Origin of the sequence: Thermococcus sp., from assembly GCF_015521605.1 — an archaeon.
In the GTDB taxonomy this organism is placed as follows: Archaea; Methanobacteriota_B; Thermococci; order Thermococcales; family Thermococcaceae; genus Thermococcus.
Genome location: NZ_WANV01000033.1, coordinates 68,008 through 89,603, shown reverse-complemented (window position 1 = coordinate 89,603; position 21,596 = coordinate 68,008). Strand labels below are relative to the sequence as shown.

The following is a 21,596-nucleotide window of genomic DNA, read 5'->3' as shown; positions in this document are numbered from 1 at the left end:
TTGATGAAACGGAATAATTTAAATACATTTGGGGCGTATCATCCTTCAGCTTTAGGGACGATCGCGGTGATGACCATGAAAGTTCTAATCATGGCCGGTGGATATGCCACAAGGTTGTGGCCAATCACGAAAGATAATCCCAAGGCCCTGCTCCCCGTGGGGAACCGTGTGATACTCGACTATATTCTGGAAAAGGTGGGTGAACTGGGACTGGATGCATACATCTCGACGAACCGGTTCTTTGAAGCGCACTTCAGGCATTATGCGGATAAGTACGGGGTGGGGCTGGTAGTCGAGGACACCCTCCACGAGAAGGAGAAGCTCGGAACGATAGGTGCTCTAAAAAACGCGCTGGATGAGCTCGGCCTCGACGACTACCTCGTGATAGCCGGGGACAACCTGTTTTCTTTTTCCCTCCGGGACTTTCTGAACTCCTACGACGGGAGGACGCTCATAGCCGTTTACGACGTCGGCGACCTTGAGCTCGCCAAGCGCTATGGAGTGGTCATGCTTGAGGGGAACAAAGTTGTCTCGTTCCAGGAAAAACCCACCGAGCCCAGGTCAACCCTCGTGAGCACCGGTGTCTACGTCTTCCCCAAGTACGTTATGGAGCGCGTGGACGAGTATCTCGCCAACGGCAACAGGGATTCTCCGGGCTACTTCATCCAGTGGCTCCTTGAGAAGGGTGAGGAGATACGGGCCTACCGTTTCTCGGAGTACTGGTACGACATAGGTTCTGCCGACAGCTACCTTGAGGCGCTGAAGACCCTCCTGAATGAGAGCCACGTGGAGGAGATTCAGATCAGCCCCTACGCGAAGATAATACCGCCTGTTGTCATAAAGCGCGGTGCCAAAATACTCGGGCGGTCGATGATAGGCCCCTACGCTTACATCGGTGAGAACTGCGTGATAGAGAACTCCGACATAAGCGACTCAATAATCTTCCGGGGAACGATAATACGCAACTCCACGATATGGCGCTCGATAATAGACGAGAAGTGCGAGATAAGAAACCTTGAGCTGAGGAAGAGCCTCGTCGGCGGCCACGCGAAGATACAGAGGGGAGAATGAGGGGGTATGTTAATGGATGTTAACGAGATCAAAGGGAGGCTCACCGGGGCGTACAACATAATTTTGACCCCGAAGTATGCCGCCGCCCTCCTCGTAGTTTTGGCCTCTGCCATCAGGCTCCTCCCGATGCGTTTCAGGTACCTCCTCGGCTACGACCCCTACTTCCACCTCGCATACATCAGGTACGCGCTGGAGAAGGGGGAGTGGGTGAACTTCTTCCCCTATGCCACAGGGCCGTGGGGATTCCAGATCCACAACTCTCACCCTCTCGGCCTCTGGATGACTCCGGCTTACGTGTATAGGTTCCTTTCAGTCTTCGGGGTTTCCCTGTACAACGCCTTCAGGATAACGCCCGTTATCTTTGGGGTTTTGACCGTGCTGTTCACGTATCTGGCCGTCTTGAAGCTCTTTGGGAGGAGGGAGGCCTTTCTCTCGGCGTTCTTTCTGGCGGTTCTCTTCGGCCACGTCTTCCGCTCGATGGCCGGCTACTACAGGGGAGACAACTACATGCTCTTCTGGTACAGCGTGGCACTGTTTGGAATCGCACTGGCGCTGACCAAGAACGGTGAAGGGTGGAAGTACAGGCGGCTGGCATTCTACCTGATACCCGCCCTCTCCAGTGGTTTTGCGGCGATATTCTGGCAGGCTTACTACCCCATATTTGGCTTTCTTCTTGGAAGCGCCCTGCTTATGGCCATTGGAGCGTTTCTGCTGGACGAGAAGGGGGTTTTCATCGACGCCTCTGCTTTAGTGGCGGCAACCGCTTTGGGGGCGTTGTTGGCCAACTCGCTGGGTTCTCGGTTTGGGTACGGCATGGCGGCCTCAACGAGGGGGCTTGGGCAGGCCCTTGCCAAAGAGTTTGGGCTTCAGTTCGGGTTTATTAAGGACGCTTTTCTTTTGATGTACCTCAAATACGCGGTGCCCGTTTCCATCGTGGTGATAGCAGTTCTGTTCGTGCTTTCCAGGGTGCTGAGGGAGAGAAAGCAGCGGGCGGTTGTGGTTGGTATCGGGGTCGTACTCGCACTCTGGGTGGGGGTTAGATACTATGGAATACTGAATGAGATACTGCTGAGACTGTTCCCGGCGGCTCCCATCGTGGAGACTCAGAGGTCTTCATTGGGTGATCTCTGGGAGGCCTATGGGCCGGCGATTCTCATCGCACCAGCATTTCTGTTAAGTTTTCGGTCAAACAGGAGCAAAACAGGGGACTTCGTTGTCCTCGGGCTAGTGATAGTGGCTGTTCCAATGATCATCCTCTGGACAAGATTCCTCTTCATAGGCTCTCTCGCGGTTGCCGTGATGGCCGGGGTAGGCACTGTAAGAACGTATGAGGCAGTGTTGCCCGGGGTGAGTGGCCGGAAATTTGGGGCCACGGCACTGGCTTTGATCCTGCTCTCAGTCCCCCTTGCATCGGCGGTTCATGGGGTCTGGACAACAAAGGGAATCGAGCCTATCACCAACGAAGCATGGGATAGAGCCCTTACATACCTCGGAGAGCACCCAAGCATCAACGACGTCGTCCTGACCTGGTGGGATCAGGGCCACTGGGTTACTTACTTTGCGGGCAGGGCACCCGTGGCCCAGGGCGGTCCCAGCAAGTGGGTGGCGCAGTACTACCTCGGGATCAAGGATGAGAAAGCCCTCATGGGAAGGGGCGTCGACTACGTCATCGTCTCCTACGACACCATAATGAAATTCGGGGCAGTTCTTGAGACGGCGAACGCCTCCCCTGCTGAGTACGCAATGATTCCAATGCCACTCGTGTCATCCACCGGCGGAATGCTCCTCTTTTCAGCCGGACCGTATTCCATCATGGCGGTTCTCAAAGGGGATTACTGGAGTGTTCAGGTCAGCACGGGTGGGGCGATACTGGTTCCCCGCGAAGTCTTCGTTGAGAGGGGAAAATCTGTGGAGAGCGTGACCCTCACAGGCAAGCCGAACGCCGATGCCTACGTCTACATAAACCTGAACTACGGGTATGCAGTACTGATGAACGGGAAAGCCTTTGAAACCCCCCTCGCCAGACTGATGTTCACGGATGACCATCCAAACTTCACGGAGGTTTATTCGGACGGTGGGTACATCAAGATATTCCGGTTTGAGCACCCCAACGTGGTCGTCACTGGGGAGAACGGCTCGATTGTCCTTAAGTTTGAGAACGCCACCGGGACGGGGATTGGGATATTCGGCTACCTCGACAACGGGACAAAGGTGTTCAAGAAGTGGTACGGCGTGAAGGGAAAAGACGAGTTCGTCCTGCCCGAGAACCTGAACGGCAGCGTAGTTGTTAGGTACACTTACACCCAGAAGAATATCGTGCTTGACAGGGGGGTCTTCAGAATTTCGGACGTACTATCCGGTACTGGCAACAGGGATTGATGTTCCAGAATTCACCCGTTTTTCGAAATCTTTATATTCTCCGCCCATCGTTTAATTAAATGTAATTAAATATCATTAAGACCGGAGGTGTTTGTGATGGCTGAGGAGAAGAAGTACACGACCGTTTCCATACCGAAGCCGCTCTACGACAAGATTAAGGCCAGGATAGAGGGCACCGGTTTCACCTCGGTTTCCGACTACGTGACCTACGTCCTCCGCGAGGTTCTTACGAGCCTCGAAGAGGAGGAGAAGGAAGAGGTCTTCACCGAGGAGGAGGAAGAGAAGGTCAAGGAGAGGCTTCGCGCCCTTGGCTACCTCGACTGAGGTCTTTCCTTTTTGAGGTGATACCATGGTCTCAAAGCCGCACGGTGGCAGACTCGTCAGGAGGCTCGTTGCCGAGAGGACCCGCGAGAGAATTCTGGGCGAGCAGAAGGAATATCCCCGCGTCCAGATTGAGCATGGTCGCGCTATAGACCTTGAGAACATCGCCCACGGTGTCTACTCACCCCTCAAGGGCTTCCTCACGAGCGACGACTTCGAGAGCGTCCTCGACCACATGCGCCTGAGCGACGACACGCCCTGGACTATCCCGATAGTGCTCGACGTGAGGGAGAGGACCTTCGACGAGGGCGATGCGGTACTGCTGTATTACGACGACCTGCCGATAGCCAGGATGCACGTCGAGGAGATCTACACCTACGATAAGAGGGAGTTCGCGGTCAAGGTCTTCAAGACCGATGACCCCAATCACCCGGGCGTGGCTCGCGTTATGGATATGGGGAACTACCTCGTCGGCGGTGAGATAGAGCTCCTCAACGAGCTCCCGAACCCCTTCGCCAAGTACACCCTAAGGCCGGTCGAGACGCGGGTTCTCTTCAAGGAGCGCGGCTGGAAGACGGTGGTCGCCTTCCAGACCAGGAACGTGCCCCACCTCGGTCACGAGTACGTCCAGAAGGCTGCCCTCACCTTCGTGGACGGCCTCTTCATCAACCCAGTCCTTGGGAGGAAGAAGAGGGGCGACTACAGGGACGAGGTCATAATAAGGGCCTACGAGGCGCTCTTCGAGCATTACTACCCCAAAGACGCTGCAACCCTCGCCACGGTCCGCTACGAGATGCGTTATGCCGGGCCGAGGGAGGCCATCCACCACGCTATAATGAGGAAGAACTTCGGTGCAACGCACTTCATCGTCGGAAGGGACCACGCCGGAGTCGGAGACTACTACGGCCCCTACGAGGCCTGGGATCTCTTTGGAGAGTTCCCCGACCTCGGGATAACCCCCATGTTCATCCGTGAGTCCTTCTACTGCAGGAAGTGCGGGGGCATGGTCAACGCGAAGATCTGCCCCCATTCCAAGGAGTTCCACGTCCACATAAGCGGCACCAAGCTCAGGAAGATGATAATGACCGGAGAACAGCCGCCGGAGTACATGATGCGCCCGGAGGTCTTTGAAGTCGTGAGGAGCTTTGAGAACCCCTTCGTCGGGTGATTTTCCCCTTCAACTTTTATCCGCCGGAGGAATGAGTATGCACCTAATCGTCCACCACTGGGACACCGATGGGGTAACATCGGCGGCGCTTCTCGTGAGGGCCCTTAAGCTGGAGGAGTTCACCAACATGACGGCGCCGATAGGCGAGTTCAGGTTTGACGAAAGGATATGGAATGCCGTCGAAAAGGCAGAAAAACTCTACGTCCTTGACTTCAATGTCCCGGGTGAGGTCGAGAGGGTAAGAATCCCGACCCTCTTCATGGACCACCACACACAGCCGAAAATCAAAAATCCCCTCGTGGAGCAGGTTAATCCGTCGCTGGACGGTGACTACTACCCCTCCTGCTCACTCGTCGTCTCGGAGCACTTCGGCCTCTTCAACGCCTGGAGTGCCCTCGGCGTCGTTGGCGATATCGGGAAAAAGGCCTTCGAGCTGGAGACCGTTAACGAGCTCCTCCGGAAAGCGAACCTATCACGGACGGAAGCCTTAAGGCTGATTGAACTGATTGACTCCAGCTACATCGCCATGGAGAGGGAAGCCGTCGAGGGAGCCGTAGGGATTCTCCTCGAAAACGACGTCAGAGACCTACTCGAATACGAACCCTGGGTCAGGAAGGCTGAGGCCATCAGGGATGCCATCGAGGAGGCAGTTTCGGGGGCTGAAGAGCGGAACGGCTTCGCCTTCGTGGAGTTCGAGAGCCCCTTCAACATAATCTCCAAGGTCGCGAGGAAGCTCGTCTGGGAGATGAACTACAGGGGTGCGGTCGTGGTCAACGGGAACTTCCACGGGAAGGCCCAGGTCTACTTCCGAATCTCTCCGGAGGAAGCCCAAAGGATAGACATGGCCGAAGTCATCGCCAGGGTTAAATCCCTCGGCACCAACGCCGGCGGCAAGAGGGAAGTGCTGGGTTGCGTCTGTGAGAGGGATAAAATCGAGGACGTCCTCAAAATCATCGAGGAGTACACGAGGTGAGGAATATGGAGTTTGAGAGGAAGGTTAAGGAAGGGATGGAGAGGACAAAGAAGGTGCTCGTCATAGGCCTCGACTCCGCCCCGCCGGAGCTCCTCTTCAACCGCTTCATTGACGACATGCCCAACGTGAAAAAGCTCCTGGAGAAGTCCGTCTATGGCCCGATGCAGACCGGAATCCCCGCCATAACCATCCCGATGTGGATGGTGATGGTCACGGGGAAGACACCGGGAGAGCTCGGGCTCTACGGCTTCAGGCACAGGACTGGCTATTCCTACACGGACTACTGGATAGCCCACAGCAGGAAGGTGAAAGAAAAGACCCTCTGGGACTACCTCGGCGAGCGCGGGAAGGAGTCGATAATCGTCGGCGTCCCTCCGACCTACCCGCCGAAGCCGATGAGGGGACACCTCGTGAGCTGCTTCATAACCCCCGATGCGAGCGTCGACTACACCTACCCGAAGGATCTGAAGGGCGAGATCGAGCGCTTGGTTGGGGAGTACATCTTCGACGTCCCCTTCAGGAAGGAGGCGAAAGACGAGGTGAAAGAGGGCATATGGGAGATGACGGAAAAGCGGTTCGAGGTGATAAGGTACCTCATCCAGGAGAAGGAGTGGGACTACTTCCACTTCGTCGAGATCGGCCTGGACAGGCTCCACCACGCCTTCTGGCGCTACTTTGACCCGAACCACCACCTCTACCCCGGCAAGGGCAACAAATACGAGAACGTCATCCCTGACTACTACAGGCTCCTGGACAGGGAGATAGGGAAAACGCTTGAGCTCATAGACCTCGACGAGACGGCGGTCTTCATCGTCTCCGACCACGGGATAAAGGCCATGCACGGGAACTTCGCCGTGAACCAGTGGCTGGCCGAGGAGGGCCTGCTGAAGGTGAAGAACCCCGAGGTCCTCCACGACGGGAAGGTCAAGCGCTTCGAGAGCCTTGAGGTCGACTGGAAATCAACAACTGCCTGGGGCTGGGGCGGCTACTATTCCAGGGTTTTCCTCAACGTCCTCGGAAGGGAGAAGGAAGGAAAGATACCGCTCTCTAGGTTCGAGAAGGTAAGGGACGAGGTTGCCGAGCAGATAAAGGCCATACGCGGCCCGAACGGTGAGAAGTGGGACACTCGCGTTTACTACCCCGAGGACATCTACCCGGTGGCGAAGGGAAGCAAGCCCGACATAATGGTCTACTTCGACAACCTCAACTGGCGCGCCGCTGGCACAGTCGGCCACCCGAGCAACTACCTACCTGAGAACGACACAGGCCCGGATGACGCCAACCACTCCGAGTTCGGAGTGTTCTCGATGTACCTGCCGGGCTTCGACGAGAGCAAAGCAACGCAGCTGACAATCTACGACTTCGCGCCGACGGTACTCAGGCTCTTCGGCATGGAGGAGCCTCTCGCGGGAATGCACGGGAGGAGCATCCTCTGACCTCCAACCTTTCGCCCTCCAATCAACCGCTGAAACGAGGTGGTAGAATGAACGGGCTGAAGAACCTTGAGAAGGGATTCACGATCTGGCTCACGGGGCCGAGCGGTGTCGGGAAGACGACTCTGGCCGTTAAGCTTGCCAGGAAGCTCAGGGAGCTCGGCTACCGCGTCGAGATACTTGACGGGGACACGATAAGGAAGACGCTCTACCCGGAGCTGGGGTTCAGCAAGGAAGCGCGGGAGATGCACAACAGGGTTGTAATCCACATGGCCAAGCTCCTCAGCAGGAACGGGGTCATAGCTATAGTCTCGCTGATATCGCCCTACAGGGCCGTCAGGGAGTACGCTAGGAAGGAGATAGGTGACTTCATCGAGGTCTACGTCTATGCTCCGCTTGAGGTGAGAATCCAGCGCGACCCCAAGGGCCTCTATGCCAAGGCATTGCGGGGCGAGATAAAGGGCCTCACCGGCTACGACGGGGTCTACGAGGAGCCGGAGAACCCCGAGGTCAGGGTGGACAGCTCGAAGATGACGCCGGAGGAGGAAGTCGAGGCAGTCATAGCGAAGGCCCGCGAGATGGGCTACCTGCCTTGAGCCGGAGGGTGAGGCATTGAACCCGCTGACCTTCGCCGGACTGGGCTTTCTCGTCGGTGTTCTCGTCGGCCTCACAGGGATTGGCGGCGGGGCTTTGATGACCCCTTCCCTCATCTTTCTCGGAGTCGAGCCTCTAACCGCCGTGGGGACCGACCTGCTCTACGCCACCATCACGAGGGTCTTTGGAGTGTTCTTCCACGGGAAAAAGAGCAGGATAAGATACGACATAGCGCTGAGGCTCTTCGCAGGAAGCGTTCCCGCGGTGGTGCTCGGCGGGATACTCCTCAGGTGGATAGACAGGAACGTCCTCAACGACTACCTTACCGCACTCCTCGGGGCAATACTCGTCGTCAGCGCGGTTCTGAGCCTCCTCAGGGGTGAGCTCAACCTTCCCGTTAGGCCGCGATGGGCATACGTTTACCTCCTCGGCTTCATAGTTGGCCTGACCGTCCAGTTCACCTCTGTCGGGGCCGGGGTCATAGTGGGCTTTGCCCTGATGAACGTGGCCAAACTCGACCCGAGGGACGTCGTTGGTGTGACTATAGTCTACGGACTGGCGCTCTCCGGGTTCAGCTTCCTGAACTATGCTGGCATCGGTGGGGTTGATTACGGCCTCGCGGGAACGCTGATCCTCGGGACTGTCCCCGGGGTTTACCTCGGCACCCACCTGAACCGAATCGCCGATAGGGAGAAGCTTAAAATGGTCATAAACGTGATAATACTGCTGATTGGACTGTTCACTTTGCTGAGCGGGTGAATCCCATGGGCGAAGCGAGTCAGGCACTGCAGAAGATCGCGAGGGGGACGGGGGTTGTTTTTGCTGGGAATAGCAATTTCAATGTTTTCTGGTTCCGAGCAAAGCCATCGAAGCGCTTATTGACAAATCCCCGAACCGGTTCGGGGGTACCCATGTGGTTCAAGTCATATGTTCTTTATCATCAATATCAACAAAAGACTTTTAAATATTTGTTGATATTATGGATTTGGTGGAGAGGGTGAAACCCCCAACTTCGAGGGAGAAGGTTTACAGCCTGCTTTTTGATCATGCCCCAATTTCAGTCCCTGAAATCTCAAGAATCACCGGGATGAACTACAAGTACGTCTTTCAGGTTGTCAGGACTCTAAGAAAGGAAAATTATCTGACGGTGGTGCCGGGCGGAAAGCTGATGATCCTTGACAGGAAGGGGCTGATATTCAGGTGGGCGAAGGATAAGAAGATAATACTGAACTCTCTGAGCCCGGTAACCATGAAGCTTATCCCGGATTACGACCTGAGGGATCTGGTTCTCTTCTCCGGAAACTCAGCCCTCTGGCTGCTCGGCAGGATAATCAGCCCCGCGGGTGGGATCATCTATGCAAGTGAAAGAACATTCAAAGAGCTCATGAAGTTCAGGGATCCTGACGGCTACCCCTTCAAGGTTTACATCTACGATGACTTCTACTTCAAAATCCGGAAGGAGCTCAACGGTTATTACATCCCAGGCTGGGGAATGATTCTCGCTGATATGCTTGTCCAGGGAACGTACACAAGGCTCTTTGACGATGTCTTTGAAACCGTTGTTTCCACAATCGAAGGTGAGAAGAATGAAGGAGGTTAAACTTTCCGACGATATAGCCCTTGAGGTTTATGATCTGAGGAGCTACAACAACAATGTTATCAGGGAATCAATAAACGCAATGTTCAATATTGCCGAGGAGTTAAAAGGGAAGGTTCTTCTTGTTGGCGGCTGGAGCGTGTATTACTGGGTGGACAATGTTTTGGGCTACAACGGTGTCCCCTCAATTGACATTGACTTTCTTGCAAAGGCTGAAAGCTTTGAGGAAATAAACGAAGTCATGAAAAACCTTGGCTTTCAGAGCGCGGGCTTCAGATTTGCAAAGCCCATCAAAACCTTAATCGTCAGGGAAGAAGTGAAGGTTGATTTTCTATTTGACCGAAAGCCTTCTCAGCTCAGCTTTGACACTCCGTTCGCTTCGTCAATTTTCAGAAACGGGTATTATTCGAGGGTTCACTTTGAAGTTCGTGACTTCGGCAGGAATATAATCGATGAAGGGGATGTTGACGTGGCTTTTCCTGAGGCGGTCTTGGCTTTAAAGTTCGACATCTACACCAATGCGGGAGATTATCCGGACGACAAGAGGGACAAGCACTGGAAGGACGTGATTGATGTTTACTCCCTTGTAATGGGGTTCTACAAGAGAAGAGATGCATGGCGTGAGAAGGACTTTTATCTCAGGAGAGATGTTCTAAGAGAACTTTACAGGGTCAAAAGCTACAAGCCAGCTTCAATTTATGGAGTTTTAACAGGAAGCCAGTACAGGGAAGATATCAGGGTAATGCTGGCGGATTACGTTGGTTTCAGGGTCTTCGAAGAGAAGCTCTTTGAGAGAAGACTTAGGGAGCTTGAGAATATCATCACGGATCAAAATCCAACCGGGTGAACCCCATGAGCGAGGCGAGCCAGGCTTTGCAGAAGATTGCCAGGGGGACGGGAATCGTCTTTGCCGGGACGGTAATCTCTATGCTCCTTGGCTTCCTGAGCAGGGCGGTGATAGCGAGGGAATTTTCAAGGGAGGAATACGGAGTTTTTAACCTGGCCCTAACCGTCCTCAGCATCGCCCTCGTCCTTGCCACACTCGGCTTCCAGAACGCTCTGCCAAGGGAGATTGCCTTCTACAAGGAGAGGAAGCCCTCAAAACTCACTGCACTGATTTCAACCGCCATAACGATCTCAATATTGACAGGACTGGTAGTGGCTGTCCTGATATTCGTATCCGCCGATAGGGTCGCCCTGATCCTTCAGGACGAGCGCCTCTCCCATGCCATCAGAACGGGCGTACTTGCCCTACCATTCTGGAGCTTGACCGCTGTGATGATATCCGTATCGAGGGGCTTTGGGAGGGTCAGGGAGCAGGTGTACTTCCAGAACGTTATTTATCCCGCGGCCTTCCTCGTCCTCATAAGCGGAGTCGTGGTGTCAGGTAGGGACTTCCAGGCGGTGTTCATTGCATACGTGCTCTCGTGGATGGCAACCTTTGCCCTGCTGCTGGCGGACATCAGGAGGACCGGCCTCATCGAATTTAGGCCCGGGATCGACCCCAGAATCGGGAGGGAGATCATAATATTCTCCCTGCCCCTTCTCTTCTCGGGCATACTGGCATTCATCATGAACTGGACGGACACCCTGATGCTGGGGTACTACCTGGGATCAGACACCGTGGGGCTTTACAACGCCGCCTCCCCCCTGGCGAGGCTCATTCCCATCTTCCTGAACTCCGCGGGTTTCCTCTATGCCCCCCTCGTGGCGGGGTTCTGGGCCCTTGGAAAGCTGACCGAGATGAAGAGGGTTTACCAGATACTGACCAAATGGATATTCCTGCTCACGCTCCCCATATTTTCGCTCCTGTTTCTCTTCCCCGGGCCGGCGATAGCGTTCTTCTTCGGCCAGAAGTACGTGCAGGCGGCGCTGGCCCTCCAGATACTCTCCCTGGGCTTCATGTTCCACACCTTCCTCGGCCTGAACGGCATGAGCCTGGTGGTCATCGGTGAGCCCAACCTCAACATGGTGGGGAATGTATTTGCAGCCGGCTTTAACGTCCTCCTGAACGCCCTCCTGATACCCGTCTACGGCATAGAGGGGGCGGCCCTTGCCACGGCCGTTTCATATCTAGTCGCCAACGCATTCAGGTCTTACTGGCTCTACAGGAAAACCGGGATACACCCGTTCTCCCGGAGCTACCTCAAGCCCCTTGGCATCAGTCTCATCCTGCTCGGCACGCTGAGGGCCATGCCCCTGAAGGTGACGAGCATATGGTACGCGGTTCCCATACTGGCGGTCTTTCTGACGGTTTATTTCCTCCTCGTCCTCCTCAGCGGGAGCGTGGAGAAGGAGGACGTCGAGCTGTTCCTGGCGATAGAAAAGAAGCTGGGGGTTGACCTGAAGTGGGTGAAGAAGGTGTTGGGAAGGTTTGCCTCCTAACACCCTGTACGGCCCATCTGCACCCATATATACATTTCATAGGGTGCATAAATGTTTTTATTACCCAAACAGGGTATTAATCTTTGGTGAAGAATCGTGAAAGCATTGATACTCTCTGGAGGTCATGGTACCAGACTACGGCCGCTGACGTACTCCCAGCAGAAGCAGCTGATTCCGGTCGCGAACAAGCCGGTACTGTTCTACGCCATCGAGGACGTCATCGAGGCCGGCATTCACGATATCGGGATTATCGTAGGGCCGAACAAGGAGCAGGTGATGGAGACCGTTAAACGCGTCAATTGGGATGCGGACATAGAGTTCATATACCAGGGCGAGCCGAAAGGTTTGGCACACGCGATAAAGGTCGCGAGGGATTATCTCGGTGATGATGATTTCGTCATGTACCTCGGCGACAACATCCTCAGGGAGGGCATAGTGGAGCACCTGAAGCACTTCAAGGAGGGAAACTTCGACGCCAGCATACTCCTCCAGGAGGTTCCAAATCCGCACCAGTTCGGCGTTGCCGAGCTGAGTGAAGACGGAAAGACCATAAGAAGGCTCGTCGAGAAGCCTAAGGTACCGCCGAGCAATCTGGCCCTCGTCGGCATATACTTCTTCAAGCCGGTGATCCACGAGGCGGTCGACAACATAAAACCCTCCTGGAGGAACGAGTTAGAGATTACCGACGCGATCCAGTGGCTCATCGACCACGGCTACCGTGTGGGGTGGACGAAGGTCACCGGATGGTGGAAGGACACGGGGAAGCCGGAGGACATACTCGACGCCAACAGGCTCATCCTTGACGATATCAAGACCGACGTCCGGATACACACCAACGCCCGCATCCACGGCAGGGTCGTCATCGGAGAGGGCACCGTAATAGACGAGAACACGGTGATAAAGGGCCCGGTGGTAATCGGGAAGAACGTCAGGATAATGAACTCCTACATCGGACCCTACACGAGCATCGGCGACAACGTCGTCATTGAAAACACCGAGATCGAGGACTCGATAATCCTTGAGGGGAGCGAGATACGGAACGCCGGCAGGATTGTGGAGAGCCTCATCGGAAGAGGGGTGAAGATAATAAACGGCACCTCCCATCCGTTTGGCAGAAAGCTGGTCATCGGCGACAACTCAAGGCTTATACTGTGAGGTGGAATGATGAGGCTGCTGGTAACCGGTGGAATGGGCTTCATAGGGAGCAACTTCATCCGCTACATCCTGGAAAAGCACCCCGATTGGGAAGTGATAAACCTCGACAAACTCGGCTACGGCTCGAACCCGGCGAACCTGAAGGATGTGGAGAACGACCCGCGCTACACCTTTGTTAAAGGAGACATAGCGGACTTTGAGTTGATGAGGGAACTCGTGAAGAAGGTTGATGCAATTATGAACTTCGCCGCCGAGAGTCACGTGGACAGGAGCATCTCCAGCCCGGAGCACTTCCTAAAGAGTAACGTCATCGGCACTTACACGATTCTCGAAGCGATACGGAAGGAGAACCCCGAAGTCAGGTTTGTCCACATAAGCACGGACGAGGTCTACGGGGACATCCTGGAAGGCTCTTTCACCGAGAAAGACGCGCTGATGCCGTCCTCACCGTACTCTGCCACCAAGGCGGCGAGCGATGTTCTCGTCCTCGGCTGGACGAGAACCTACAACCTGAACGCCTCCATAACAAGGTGCACCAACAACTACGGCCCCTACCAGTTCCCGGAAAAGCTCATCCCAAAGACGATAATAAGGGCGAGCATGGGGCTGAAGATACCAATCTACGGCACCGGCCAGAACGTGAGGGACTGGCTCTACGTCGAAGACCACGTGAGGGCAATTGAGGCCGTTCTGCTCAAAGGGGAGCCGAGGGAAATCTACAACATATCCACCGGCGAGGAGAGGACCAACATCGAGGTCGTCAGGACTATTCTGCGGATAATGGGCGGGGACGATGATATGATTGAGTTCGTTGAGGACAGGCCCGGCCACGATCTGAGGTATTCGCTCGACTCATGGAAGATAACGAGAGATTTGAAGTGGAGGCCACGGTACAGCTTCGAGGAGGGCATGGAGAAAACGGTCAAATGGTACCTCGAAAACGAGGACTGGTGGAGGCCGCTGGTGAACGAAAGGGTTCTCCATCCGACGCCCTGGAAACTGGGGTGGTGAGAATGCCCTTCGAGTTCAAGCGCCTTAAAATCCCAGACGTTATCCTGATCAAGCCTCTCGTTTTTGAGGACGAGAGGGGCTTCTTCATGGAGACCTACAAGAAGTCTGACTTTGAAAAGGCAGGAATTAAAGGGGAGTTCGTCCAGGACAACCACTCAAAGTCCAGGTATGGAGTGCTCCGCGGCCTGCACTTCCAGCGCGAGCCCTACGCCCAGGCCAAGATTGTTCGGGTTATCCGGGGAGTCATCTACGACGTCGCAGTTGATCTGAGAAAGGATTCGCCCACATTCGGGGAGTGGGTCGGCGTCATCCTCTCGGAGCACAACAGATACCAGCTCTACATCCCGAGGGGCTTTGCCCACGGGTTCGTCGTGCTGAGCGACGTTGCCGAGGTCGTCTATAAGGTAGACAACGTCTACGCCCCAGACTATGAGGGCGGAATAATCTGGAACGACCCCGAGATAGGCATAGACTGGCCGGTTGATGACCCCACAGTTTCTGAGAAGGACAGGAAATGGCCGACGCTGAGGGAAGCGGTTGAGAGGGGATGGACATTTTGAGGTGGTTGAATGAGGGTTGCAATAATAGGCGCCAATGGTCAGCTCGGGACAGACTTGGTAGAGGTCTTTGGGGAAGACCCGTCTTTTGAGGTCGTACCCCTGACCCACAGAGACCTGGACGTCACCGTTCATAAAACTCTGAAAATCTTGAAGGAAATCAAACCGGACGTCATTATCAACACCGCTGCCTACGTCAGGGTTGATGACGCCGAGCTCTACCCGGAGAAGGCCTTTGCCGTCAACGCCATCGGTGCGCTGAACGTTGCGAGGATTGCCGGTGAGATTGACGCCATCAACGTCTACGTCAGCACGGACTACGTCTTTGACGGAGAGAAGGGAGAGCCCTACACTGAGGAAGACGTCCCAAATCCGATAAACGTCTACGGGGCGAGCAAGTACGCCGGTGAGGTTTTCACGAGGAATTATTCGACAAAGTACTACATCATCAGGGTTGCAAGCCTTTATGGGAAGGCAGGGGCGAGCGGAAAGGGCGGCAACTTTATAGAGTGGGTCATTGAGAAGGCTAAGCGCAGGGAAGAGCTGAGGATAGTGGACGACCAGTTCATGAGTCCGACATACACGATGCACGTTGCGAGGACTCTGAGGGAGTTCCTGAAAATCCGGCCCGAGTTCGGGGTTTATCACATGGTGAACGAGGGCTACTGCTCGTGGTACGAGTTCACCAGAGCGATATTTGAAATCCTTGGCTGGGATGTTAAGGTAAAGCCCATAAAGTCGGGCGAGCTCAACAGGCTGGCGAGGAGGCCGGGGTTCTCGGCGCTGGAAAACGCGAGGCTTCATGGACTTGGCCTGAGGATGCCGGGCTGGAGAGAAGGACTGAAGGAGTATCTGGGAGAGAAGAGGTATCTCTAAACGTCTCTGAAAAAAGGGGCTCCGCCCTTTGAATCCCGTTTTTATTTCGTTATCTCATCGCTTACGGACCGAATTATTATACGGTGCAAAAATGAAGCAGAAATGATGCAAAAAGGTGAACCCCATGGGCGAGGCGAGCCAGGCACTGCAGAAGATCGCGAGGGGGACGGGGGTTGTTTTTGCCGGGACGGTTATCTCAATGTTCTTCGGGTTTCTGAGCAGGGCGGTGATAGCGAGGTACTTTTCCACCGGGGAGTATGGTGTGTTTAATTTAGCACTGACGGTACTGAGTATCGCCCTTGTCCTTGCCACGCTTGGCTTTCAGAATGCTCTGCCAAGGGAAGTTGCATTTTATAGGGAGAGGGAGCCGTTGAGGGTAGGGGATCTGGTTTTGACGGCACTCCTGATAACGGCCCTGAACGGTATTCTTTGGGCGGCGGTCTTAATCCTTGGGGCAGATAAAATCGCCGGGCTTTTCAACGAGGCGAGGCTGATATATGCGCTCAGGATAGTGGCGTTTGCGATACCGTTTTCAGCTTTGACTAGAGTTACAATCTCCATCTCAAGGGGTTTTGGAAGGGTCAGGGAGCAGGTGTATTTTCAGAATATTGTCTACCCCACAGCCTTCCTCCTGCTCGTCGCGCTGGGGATTCTCTTAAAACTGCCGTTTGACTTTATCTTTGGTGCCTACGTTGCCGCCTGGGTTCTCACACTCACGGCACTCACTTTTGATGTGTGGAAACGGAGGGTTTTTAGATTTGGGATTTCATTAAATTTAAAGCTCGGAAAAGAGCTGGTTAGATTTTCAATTCCCCTGATGATGACGGGCATTGCGGGTTTTGTAATGACGTGGACGGACACGCTGATGCTGGGCTACTACCTCGGTTCTGAGGTTGTGGGACTGTACAACGGCGCCGCCCCAATAGCGAGGCTCCTCCCCCTGTTTCTGAACTCAGCCGGGCTGATATTTCCTCCCCTGGCGACTGTCCTTTACGCCCATGGAAAGATTGAAGAGCTCGGCAGGGTGTATCAGGTTCTGACGAAGTGGATATTCCTCGCCACATTTCCCCTCTTTACTCTGATGTTCCTGTTTCCTGAAGCCACGATAGGCTTCTTCTTTGGAAGTAAGTATCTCCCCGCGGCCCCGGCACTCAGGATTCTTGCGGTGGGATTCATGTTCCACACACTTTTGGGACTGAACGGGATGAGTTTGATCGTTATTCGGGAAAGCAGCTTTATAATGTACTCGACGCTGGTTTCAGCCGGGATAAACGTGGTTCTGAACGCCGTTCTGATCCCGGTTTATGGCATTGAGGGTGCCGCCGCTGCCACGGCAGTGTCGTATTTCGTGACGAACGCTTTGAATTCCCTCAGGCTTTATCAGAAGGTCGAAATCCACCCGTTTGGAAGGAGCTACGTTAAAACTCTTGTTGTGGGGATTTCACTGCTGGTTCTGGTACTGGTTGAAGGTATAAAGACCCCCAGCATAGTGTACGCGTTCGTGGCGCTGGTCATAATTACAGGAGTGTTCTTTGTTTTGGTGCTCCTCAGCAGGAGCATTGACAGAGAGGATGTTGAGCTGTTGCTGGCGGTTGAGAAGAAGATGGGAATAAATTTGGGATTGATAAAGAAAGTGTTGGGATGCTCATCTAGATTTTGCCTTTGAGGTTTAGGTTCTTGATTGCGTTTTTGAGTTTCTCGTCTTCCGGTTTCTTCCCATAGTAGATTGGGTCAACATATTTTGGCTGTCTTCTGGCAAATTTGGAATCTTCCTCAAAAATTTCCATTAAAATTCTACCATCTATATCATTTGGAATCGGCAGGTCAAATATATGGAGAATCGTAGGAGCGACGTCATAGATTTTGGCATTAAATCTTTTGCCTTTTTTAATCCCTGGACCATAAGCGAGGAAGATACCATTTAATCTATGAGAGCCAGTGTGTCTTGTTGAAAACGGTTTCTCCTCGAATAGGGGCCTATCAAAGTTGTCCTCAATTATAACACATCTCCAGTTGTTAATCGTAAATATTATGTCCGGCAGAAGCTTAGATTTTTCTCCAGAATAGAGTTTTTTAGGTTCGTATATTTGAACGTCAACTTGCCTTCCAATGTCCTTGCGTATATTTTTCAAGTCGGTTACTAGTTGGGTTTTAATTTTGTTCTTCTCTTGTTCATTGCTTTCATTTATATAGATGGCTCCAAATGGAATTGTATGTCCCAAACAGTAAGCTTTGCTTTTTTTAAAGTCAATTTCATCTGCAATGCTAGTTCTTAATGCATTCCCCACACTTTTTCTGGTGTTAGTGGGGAATAATTTCCTTATTGGTGTTTTTGCCATGACTGTGGCAACTTTATATGCATATTTTTTGATAAGCTTCTGGATGTTCCTTTTTCTGCGCATATACCCCTTCATAATGAGCCATTTCGCTAGGTTGAACGTTTGATCATTGGGACCGAATCCATGATCCGAGACAAGGAAGACTATAGTATCTTTTGGAATCATGTTTATGATATTTCCAAGAATCTTATCTATTCTCTGCCAGAATTTGATGAACTCTTGTTTGTATATTGGAGATACCATGGGATCGTACATTGGATGCGTTTCATCTATGTGCCTCCATATTATATGTTGCAACCAGTCTGTGACAGAGAATACCAAAAAGAGAAGATCCCATTCCTTATTGTTAACCAAATAATAGACCCACCTCTCAAATTTATCTAAGAACTTGTTTAGGTCATGTATAAACAAATCCAAATTTTCGTATTTTTTGTTGTGATAATCAACGTAGATTTCATATGGACTTTCAACATTTTCAAGTTCTTTTTTCAAGGAGAGGGGAAACGCTATTTCACCGTCTGGAGAAGAGCCTAAGCCTGAAACCATAAAACCATTCACTCTATACGGGGGAAATAGCATTGGATAATTGAAAATGCCAACTTTTTTGTTTGCTTTGTTTAGATAATCCCAAAAAGAGTGGCCTTTAAAGTCAGAAGAATTTGTTAGGTACAATTTATGCGATAATTTTTTTCTATTTAGAAAATCTATTATTCCCGTTTTCCCCGGATTTTTCCCGGTAGCTAAAGAGAGCCAAGCCCCACCCGTAACGGGCGGGATGGTTGATTCTAAAACCCCATAACTCCCGTTTTTGACTAATTTCTCCAATGTTGGAAGCTTTTTCTTCTCTATCAAAGGCATTAGAATGTCCCAAGTTGCCCCATCGAGACCAAAGATTAGTAGCTTTTGGCAGTTACTCATACACTCAGCCTCCAAGAGGTAAAATCAAGAATAAAACTTTTAAGTTTTTAGCTCTTTGGTATTTTTGGGTGTAATTTGGTGTCTCCCCATGTTTCTATAATCATCGTCAACTGGAACGGCTGGAAAGATACGATAGAATGTTTAGAATCACTATATAGGATAACCTACCCCAACTATGATGTTATTGTTGTGGATAATGGCTCCAGGGATGACTCTGTTCAAAAGATAAAGGAGTACGCAGAAGGAAGGCTTGAAGTCAATTCAAAGTTTTTTGAATACAATCCATACAACAAACCAATTAAAGTTTTTGAGATAACTGAAGACGAGGCAAAGCAGGGAGAGTTTAATAGACCGGCCTACAAGAAATTTGATCCTAATAGACGGATAATTTTGATTAAGAACAAAGATAATTATGGCTTTGCTGGTGGGAACAACGTTGGGATTAAATTTGCATTGAGTGTTTTAAATCCTGATTATATTTTATTACTAAATAATGATACTGTTGTTGATCCAAACTTTTTGAGAGAGCTCGTTAAAGTCGCCGAAGGCGACAAAAAGATCGGCGTTGTAGGACCAGGGATTTACTGTTATACTAACCATTTTAGGCTATGGAGCCCATATGGCCTAAAAGAAGGAGAAAACAAAATTACATATAAACATTTATTTGGAGCTGCACTGTTAATAAATGTAATTCCATTAGGATACACCGGACTATTTGATGAAAATTATTTTCTGTATCAAGAAGAAGTTGATTTGCTCTATCGTATCGCAACTACTGGATTTAGCTTAGAGTATTCTCAAAATGCGAAAGTTTTTCACAAAGAAACTATATCAAAAGAAAGAGCTTATGCTCTCTATTATAAAATAAGAAATGAATATTACTTTTTAACAAAAAACAATTTAGGGTACTTAAAGCTAACAAAATTTTTGGGAAATCTCCTACTAATTATTGCAAAATTTAGCCTAAAAGGCAAAATCAAGCACGCATCTATGGCAGTTAAAGGATTACTCGATGGTATAAATTGTAAAATGAGATATGTTATCTCTCCCCCCATACCTCAACAAGTCCAGTGATAGTCCCATATAACAATGCAATACCCCAGACCAAATAATAAGGAATACACTTTATACATTTTCTACATCTGAGTGCCTGAAAAATTCCATAAGCCATTATCCCCAAAGGAACAAACAACAATTTCCAGGCGTTATGTTTAGCTATGGCTCTTGCATTTCCTTTTCCATACCAAATTCTTTGCTTTACAAAGTCATTAAATGATGCTCGATGATAATGAAAAGCAACATGCCTTGAAATGCCAAATTTATGTTCCTGTCCAACTCTACTCCAAAATTCTGTATCTTCAGCTGCATATTTCATAAATGGATCAAAATGGTACTTTAAAACAATATCCCTTTTTACAATACACACAATAGTTCCAATATACTTCCTCTCGCCAGGTTTATTAAATCTAGTTTCTAAGTGCATATCCTCACAGTATTCCCATAGTGTTTTGTTTTTTCTTGGATTTACCAACTGAGCATGTATAGCAACCCAACCATGTTTTTCCATTTCTTCAATCATTCTGATTAGTAAGTCGTCCTTTGGAAGTTCTGTATCCGAGTCTATATACGCTATATACTCTCCCCTAGCTTTTTCAGCTCCAAGCTGTCTTGCAAATGCTAATCCTTTTCCTTTGTCTGAATATATCTTATCTGCATATCTCCTTGCTATTTCAATTGTTCTATCTGTAGAATTCCCATCAACAATTATTATCTCTAATACTCCTTTTTGCTTTTTTACTGACTTTAGAGCTCTCTCTATTTCATTTTCTCTGTTTTTTACACACATGACAACAGAAATTTGTTTTTTTCCAAAGTTCATTACAATCACTCCTACTTTGTTTTATTATTTAATTTTTTTATTGCTTGCTTTATCTTCAACTTTTCAGGTTTCTTTAGTATCTTGTCTTTTTCATCAACTACAAGCCAAGGAACCTTTATTAGAGGTTCTATCCTAACTCCATTGTAATGACCATAAACCCTGATAGGAATTAATGGATGTAACTTTTCCCCGAACGCTTCTCCATGGTCAGCAGTAATTACTGTCGTCCCCGGAAGTATATCCACAAGTTTTTCTACATAATCTAAAGCTAAACTTAAGTTTTCTTTGTAACCTTTTATCACATCTTCAAAAGACACAATCCCCGCTTTCATCAGTCCCCAAATTGTAATATCTTGCCATACAGTTTCCCCTGCTAAAGTCGCTTCTCTCTGGTGTTTTATCCCAGTATCTCCCTCAACTTTTAAGGATATGAATGGATAATGTGGTTGCATAAAGTGTATTATAAATCTTTTATCAGGATATTTAACTAAAGCGTCCAATGTGTACTCATACATAGTTGAGGGTAAGACTGTATTATACTCCTCACTCCATCCATCCTTCCAGACTGAAATTATCTTATAAAACCGTCCTTGCAATAGAAGATCAACATAGGGGTTAGCAGTGATATAAATTATATCATCAAATTTTCTATTTCCAAAATTTTCAACAAGAAATTCGGGTGTTCCCGAACCTCTGGATATCTTGTATGTTAATTTGCCCTTCATATTTCTTTTTTCAAATTCTTCTTTGAAACTATCATATCTGCATGCGTCTAAGATAATTAGGTTGTCCCATTCTTCTTCAATTATAAACACCCCTTTATTTTGTGGATAAATAATTTTTGACAAATAATATATAAGCACATCCTCCCAAAATTGTCTAGTTCTTAAATTTCTCCAATTATTTCTGAGTCTTGTGATCTTTGATTGTATCCCCATAG

General features: G+C 50.6%; 20 protein-coding genes. 17 read left to right on the top strand and 3 right to left on the bottom strand.

Annotated elements, in window-relative coordinates; all coding sequences use genetic code 11:
* Positions 1-75 precede the first annotated feature (75 nt).
* The 16 genes from F7C11_RS08140 to F7C11_RS08065 all read left to right on the top strand — a co-directional run bounded on the left by F7C11_RS08140 (position 76) and on the right by F7C11_RS08065 (position 17,186).
* Entirely contained in the window at positions 76-1,071 is a 996-nt protein-coding gene (locus F7C11_RS08140; RefSeq protein ID WP_297092714.1) for an NDP-sugar synthase, read from the top strand.
* 12 nt (positions 1,072-1,083) lie between these two features.
* Entirely contained in the window at positions 1,084-3,450 is a 2,367-nt protein-coding gene (locus tag F7C11_RS08135; protein WP_297092698.1) for an STT3 domain-containing protein, read from the top strand.
* A 96-nt stretch (positions 3,451-3,546) separates the two neighbouring features.
* Positions 3,547-3,774, top strand: coding sequence for a ribbon-helix-helix domain-containing protein (locus F7C11_RS08130; protein WP_297092697.1), 228 nt, complete (start codon positions 3,547-3,549; stop codon positions 3,772-3,774).
* A gap of 25 nt (positions 3,775-3,799) precedes the next feature.
* Positions 3,800-4,939, top strand: a complete 1,140-nt coding sequence (gene sat, locus F7C11_RS08125; protein ID WP_297092696.1) for a sulfate adenylyltransferase — start codon at positions 3,800-3,802, stop codon at positions 4,937-4,939.
* Positions 4,940-4,976: 37 nt separating this feature from the next.
* Positions 4,977-5,912 (top strand): DHH family phosphoesterase, encoded by a 936-nt coding sequence (locus F7C11_RS08120; protein WP_297092713.1) that lies wholly within the window; start codon positions 4,977-4,979, stop codon positions 5,910-5,912.
* A 5-nt stretch (positions 5,913-5,917) separates the two neighbouring features.
* Positions 5,918-7,348, top strand: coding sequence for an alkaline phosphatase family protein (locus F7C11_RS08115; protein ID WP_297092695.1), 1,431 nt, complete (start codon positions 5,918-5,920; stop codon positions 7,346-7,348).
* A gap of 47 nt (positions 7,349-7,395) precedes the next feature.
* Positions 7,396-7,941 carry an adenylyl-sulfate kinase gene (gene cysC / locus F7C11_RS08110; protein ID WP_297092694.1) on the top strand — a complete coding sequence of 182 codons (546 nt, stop codon included), beginning with the start codon at positions 7,396-7,398 and terminating at the stop codon, positions 7,939-7,941.
* A 16-nt stretch (positions 7,942-7,957) separates the two neighbouring features.
* A complete protein-coding gene (locus tag F7C11_RS08105; RefSeq protein WP_297092693.1) occupies positions 7,958-8,698 on the top strand; it encodes a sulfite exporter TauE/SafE family protein in 741 nt (246 codons plus the stop codon).
* Positions 8,699-8,927: 229 nt separating this feature from the next.
* Complete coding sequence (locus tag F7C11_RS08100) at positions 8,928-9,539, top strand: hypothetical protein (protein WP_297092692.1); 612 nt, start codon at positions 8,928-8,930, stop codon at positions 9,537-9,539.
* Positions 9,526-10,383, top strand: a complete 858-nt coding sequence (locus F7C11_RS08095) for a hypothetical protein (protein WP_297092691.1) — start codon at positions 9,526-9,528, stop codon at positions 10,381-10,383. The genes F7C11_RS08100 and F7C11_RS08095 overlap by 14 nt, the downstream gene beginning before the upstream one ends.
* A gap of 5 nt (positions 10,384-10,388) precedes the next feature.
* Complete coding sequence (locus tag F7C11_RS08090) at positions 10,389-11,921, top strand: flippase (protein ID WP_297092690.1); 1,533 nt, start codon at positions 10,389-10,391, stop codon at positions 11,919-11,921.
* Between the two features lie 96 nt (positions 11,922-12,017).
* Positions 12,018-13,076 carry a glucose-1-phosphate thymidylyltransferase gene (locus tag F7C11_RS08085; protein WP_297092689.1) on the top strand — a complete coding sequence of 353 codons (1,059 nt, stop codon included), beginning with the start codon at positions 12,018-12,020 and terminating at the stop codon, positions 13,074-13,076.
* A 9-nt stretch (positions 13,077-13,085) separates the two neighbouring features.
* Positions 13,086-14,087 (top strand): dTDP-glucose 4,6-dehydratase, encoded by a 1,002-nt coding sequence (rfbB, locus tag F7C11_RS08080; RefSeq protein ID WP_297092688.1) that lies wholly within the window; start codon positions 13,086-13,088, stop codon positions 14,085-14,087.
* 2 nt (positions 14,088-14,089) lie between these two features.
* Positions 14,090-14,647, top strand: coding sequence for a dTDP-4-dehydrorhamnose 3,5-epimerase (gene rfbC, locus F7C11_RS08075; RefSeq protein WP_297092712.1), 558 nt, complete (start codon positions 14,090-14,092; stop codon positions 14,645-14,647).
* A gap of 9 nt (positions 14,648-14,656) precedes the next feature.
* Complete coding sequence (gene rfbD / locus F7C11_RS08070) at positions 14,657-15,520, top strand: dTDP-4-dehydrorhamnose reductase (protein ID WP_297092687.1); 864 nt, start codon at positions 14,657-14,659, stop codon at positions 15,518-15,520.
* Positions 15,521-15,644: 124 nt separating this feature from the next.
* Positions 15,645-17,186 carry a flippase gene (locus F7C11_RS08065; RefSeq protein WP_297092686.1) on the top strand — a complete coding sequence of 514 codons (1,542 nt, stop codon included), beginning with the start codon at positions 15,645-15,647 and terminating at the stop codon, positions 17,184-17,186.
* Here the strand turns inward: F7C11_RS08065 and F7C11_RS08060 are convergent.
* The gene (locus tag F7C11_RS08060; protein WP_297092685.1) at positions 17,170-18,792 is read right to left on the bottom strand and encodes an alkaline phosphatase family protein; all 1,623 of its coding nucleotides are present in this window, start codon (positions 18,790-18,792) and stop codon (positions 17,170-17,172) included. The two genes, F7C11_RS08065 and F7C11_RS08060, sit on opposite strands and share 17 nt — an antisense overlap.
* 63 nt (positions 18,793-18,855) lie before the next feature.
* Here F7C11_RS08060 and F7C11_RS08055 point away from each other — a divergent pair, with 63 nt between their 5' ends.
* Complete coding sequence (locus F7C11_RS08055) at positions 18,856-19,851, top strand: glycosyltransferase family 2 protein (protein ID WP_297092684.1); 996 nt, start codon at positions 18,856-18,858, stop codon at positions 19,849-19,851.
* Here F7C11_RS08055 and F7C11_RS08050 read toward each other — a convergent pair.
* Positions 19,817-20,656: a glycosyltransferase family 2 protein gene (locus F7C11_RS08050; RefSeq protein WP_297092711.1), complete on the bottom strand. Its 840-nt coding sequence runs from the start codon at positions 20,654-20,656 to the stop codon at positions 19,817-19,819. The two genes, F7C11_RS08055 and F7C11_RS08050, sit on opposite strands and share 35 nt — an antisense overlap.
* A gap of 11 nt (positions 20,657-20,667) precedes the next feature.
* Positions 20,668-21,594, bottom strand: coding sequence for a hypothetical protein (locus tag F7C11_RS08045; RefSeq protein ID WP_297092683.1), 927 nt, complete (start codon positions 21,592-21,594; stop codon positions 20,668-20,670).
* Positions 21,595-21,596: the final 2 nt, after the last annotated feature.

Bases quoted from the DNA above. Each gene is read 5' to 3' on its own strand.
- cysC (WP_297092694.1), top strand. From the start codon at position 7,396: ATGAACGGGCTGAAGAACCTTGAGAAGGGATTCACGATCTGGCTCACG.
- F7C11_RS08065 (WP_297092686.1), top strand. From the start codon at position 15,645: ATGGGCGAGGCGAGCCAGGCACTGCAGAAGATCGCGAGGGGGACGGGG.
- F7C11_RS08140 (WP_297092714.1), top strand. From the start codon at position 76: ATGAAAGTTCTAATCATGGCCGGTGGATATGCCACAAGGTTGTGGCCA.
- rfbC (WP_297092712.1), top strand. From the start codon at position 14,090: ATGCCCTTCGAGTTCAAGCGCCTTAAAATCCCAGACGTTATCCTGATC.
- F7C11_RS08095 (WP_297092691.1), top strand. From the start codon at position 9,526: ATGAAGGAGGTTAAACTTTCCGACGATATAGCCCTTGAGGTTTATGAT.
- F7C11_RS08045 (WP_297092683.1), bottom strand. From the start codon at position 21,594: ATGGGGATACAATCAAAGATCACAAGACTCAGAAATAATTGGAGAAAT.
- F7C11_RS08120 (WP_297092713.1), top strand. From the start codon at position 4,977: ATGCACCTAATCGTCCACCACTGGGACACCGATGGGGTAACATCGGCG.
- F7C11_RS08115 (WP_297092695.1), top strand. From the start codon at position 5,918: ATGGAGTTTGAGAGGAAGGTTAAGGAAGGGATGGAGAGGACAAAGAAG.
- F7C11_RS08135 (WP_297092698.1), top strand. From the start codon at position 1,084: ATGGATGTTAACGAGATCAAAGGGAGGCTCACCGGGGCGTACAACATA.
- sat (WP_297092696.1), top strand. From the start codon at position 3,800: ATGGTCTCAAAGCCGCACGGTGGCAGACTCGTCAGGAGGCTCGTTGCC.
- rfbB (WP_297092688.1), top strand. From the start codon at position 13,086: ATGAGGCTGCTGGTAACCGGTGGAATGGGCTTCATAGGGAGCAACTTC.
- F7C11_RS08090 (WP_297092690.1), top strand. From the start codon at position 10,389: ATGAGCGAGGCGAGCCAGGCTTTGCAGAAGATTGCCAGGGGGACGGGA.
- F7C11_RS08050 (WP_297092711.1), bottom strand. From the start codon at position 20,656: ATGAACTTTGGAAAAAAACAAATTTCTGTTGTCATGTGTGTAAAAAAC.
- F7C11_RS08130 (WP_297092697.1), top strand. From the start codon at position 3,547: ATGGCTGAGGAGAAGAAGTACACGACCGTTTCCATACCGAAGCCGCTC.
- rfbD (WP_297092687.1), top strand. From the start codon at position 14,657: ATGAGGGTTGCAATAATAGGCGCCAATGGTCAGCTCGGGACAGACTTG.